Source organism: Armatimonadota bacterium (assembly GCA_035527535.1).
Classification (GTDB): domain Bacteria; phylum Armatimonadota; class Hebobacteria.
The window spans coordinates 1-2674 of sequence record DATLAK010000132.1 but is presented as its reverse complement, the minus strand read 5'-3'; the positions used below and the strand labels follow the sequence as shown (position 1 = coordinate 2674).

General features: G+C 69.2%; 2 protein-coding genes. Both read left to right on the top strand.

Features of this window, described 5'->3' with window-relative positions:
- Positions 1–82: 82 nt before the first annotated feature.
- Positions 83–1057, top strand: a complete 975-nt coding sequence (locus tag VM221_09425) for a Gfo/Idh/MocA family oxidoreductase (GenBank protein ID HUT75035.1) — start codon at positions 83–85, stop codon at positions 1055–1057.
- 137 nt (positions 1058–1194) lie between these two features.
- Positions 1195–2674: DUF5693 family protein (locus tag VM221_09420; protein HUT75034.1), on the top strand; the 1480-nt coding region annotated here is incomplete at its 3' end.

Here is a 2674-nt window from a genome sequence, read left to right as displayed (position 1 = left end):
GGTCGTGAAGGGCAGTCCGGCCCCGGCGGCGAAGCACGGATGCGCAAGGCAACCTGAAGGTTCCCTCCGGGAGTGGATCGTCATGTCTGAAGTAAGAGTAGGCTTCGTCGGCGCGGGCGGCAATGCGCGCGGTCACATGGGCCGCCTCGCCGAGATCGAGGGCGTAAGTATCGTCGCCATCGCTGACCTGGTCGAGGAGCTGGCGCGCAAGACCGCCGGCGAGCACGGCGCCACCGCCTACACCGACTACCACAAGCTGCTGGACGCCGAACAGCTCGATGCGCTCTACGTGAGCATCCCGCCCTTCGCCCACACCGACGCCGAGGTTCTCGCCGCCCAGGCCGGGCTGCACCTCTTCGTCGAGAAGCCCGTGGTGCTCGACATGGACAAGGGCTTCGAGATCCTGGAGGCCATCCAGTCCGCTGGCGTGCTCTCGAGCGTTGGCTACCAGCTCCGCCTGATGGACACGACGCAGCGCCTGAAGGCCTGGCTGGCCGACAAGACCGTCGCGATGATCTCCTCGCACCGCTGGGGCGGGCTGCCGGGCACGGCCTGGTGGCGGGTGATGGACAAGTCCGGCGGTCAGCTTCACGAGCAGACCACCCATCAGCTCGACCTGATGCGCTACGTGACCGGCGATGAGGTGGTGGAGGTCAGCGCCCGCTACGCGCTGCGCACCATGGGCGAGATCGAGGGCCTCGACATTCCCGACAGCCAGGCGGTGGTGCTCGAGTTCGCCTCGGGGATGCTCGCCACGATCTCGACCAGCCCGATGATGACCCAGGGCGGCGGGAAGAGCGATATCGTCTTCCTGCTGCGCGACCGGATCGTCGAGTGGTCCACCCAGGCCATCAAGACCTCGCCGGGCGAGGTGCCCGAGTTTGCCGGCGAGCCGGCCGAGACCCCGAACATTGACCAGGTGTTCGTGGCGGCCATCCGGGCCGGTGACCAGTCTCTGATCCCGTGCTCCTATGAGGACGGGCTACGCACGTGCGCGGTGACGCTGGCGGCCAACGAGTCCGCCGCAAGCGGCCGACCGGTCAAGCCCGCGATGTAGGCAGCGATGGCTCATCACGACGAGGGGCGGCGCGGCCTGCGCCGCCCCTGTCTGTGGCGGGGCGCGGAAGGATGGCTCTTGCCGCTCGCCGAACCTAACCCCCGGACTGACGCATGCGCCCGCGAAGGGAGCTTGACATGATGACGCGCACCCAGAGCAGCTTCACCTATGCCCTCATGGTCGTCGGCGCGCTGGCGGCCGTCTGGGTGCTGAACCAGCGTATGGCCGTCGAGCGCGCCAACACCACGGTGGGCATCGCGGTGGACTTCCTGGAAGTCGAGCAGCTCGCCGCCGCGACGGGCGGGTCACTGGAGACCGTGATGAACGATCTCCGGCAGGCCGGCGCCACGCATCTGGCGCTGACCGAGGATAGTCTGCAGGGCCTGATGGACCGCGGGCAGGCGACGCTCTTCGGTGAGGAGCGCACTACGCGCCTGTGGGTGGAGAGTTCGTATCGACTGGCACAGGCGGCGCAGGCGCTGAGCGCCTCCTGCCCGGGGAACTACTCCCGGCCCGGAGGCAAGGAGGGCGAGAACTGGCTGCGTGTGCCTAGCGCGGCGACCGCGAATCCGGCGATCGGCGTGGGCTATTCACACCAGGCGCTGGTGGCGGCGCGAGCGGTCGGCATGAAGATCGTGGCCCGGCCGCTCTGGCAGGGGGTGCGAAGTCAGCAGGCGGTCGAGTCCGCCATCACCATGGCTGCCGACACCGACGCGCGGATTGTGGTCTTCAGCGGCGACCAGATCCTGGGATTCCCCGGCCTGGTGGGTGCAACCGCGGACGCCCTGCGCCAGCACAACCTGACCTTCGGCTTCATCGAGCTGGCCCCGCAGAACGGAGATGCGGCCCTCGCGTCCAAGCTGGATTACTCGATAGTGCGCGTGCACAGCATCACGGATCAGGAGATGCGCACGATCTCATTGTCGCGTGCGGTGGATCGCTTCGTACGGGCGGCCCGGGAGCGGGAGGTGCGGCTGCTGTATCTTCGCCTGTTCCCGTGCGATGAGCACGGGCCGCTGCGGCCGAACCTGGACTACCTCGCGACCATCGTCGGCGAGCTGCGGGCGCAGGGCCTGCGGCCGGGCGATCCGGCGCCGCTTGCCAGCCTGAACCCGCCCGCCTGGCTGCTGGCGCTGGTGCGGCTGGGGGTATGCGGAGGCCTGCTGTGGGTACTGCAGGCGCTCTTCGGCCTGCGGCCGGTCTGGTTCTGGGGCCTTGCCGCGGTAGTCCTGGCGGGTGGCAGCACCGGCATGATGGTTGCGACCGGCCTGGTCCGCTCGCTCGCAGCGCTGGTGTCCGCCATCGTCTTCCCAACGATCGCGGTGTGCTGGGGCGCGAGGACGCTGGCCCGCGAGAAGGCCGGCCGCGGCGAGGGCCTGTGGCTTGCGGTGGTGGGCTTCCTGGGGGTGTGCGCCATCACGGCCGTGGGCGGCCTGCTCATTGCCGGCCTGCTGAGCGACAGCGCTTACATGACGAGGATCGCGCAGTTCCGCGGGGTGAAGCTGGCCCAACTGGTGCCGCTGATAGGCGCCGCCCTGATCTGGCTCGCCCGCCAGACGCCCCAGTACCGCGAAAGGCAGGCCGGCGCGGCGGACAAGGGCGAGTGGCGATCGCTCT

Bases quoted from the DNA above. Each gene is read 5' to 3' on its own strand.
- VM221_09425 (HUT75035.1), top strand. From the start codon at position 83: ATGTCTGAAGTAAGAGTAGGCTTCGTCGGCGCGGGCGGCAATGCGCGC.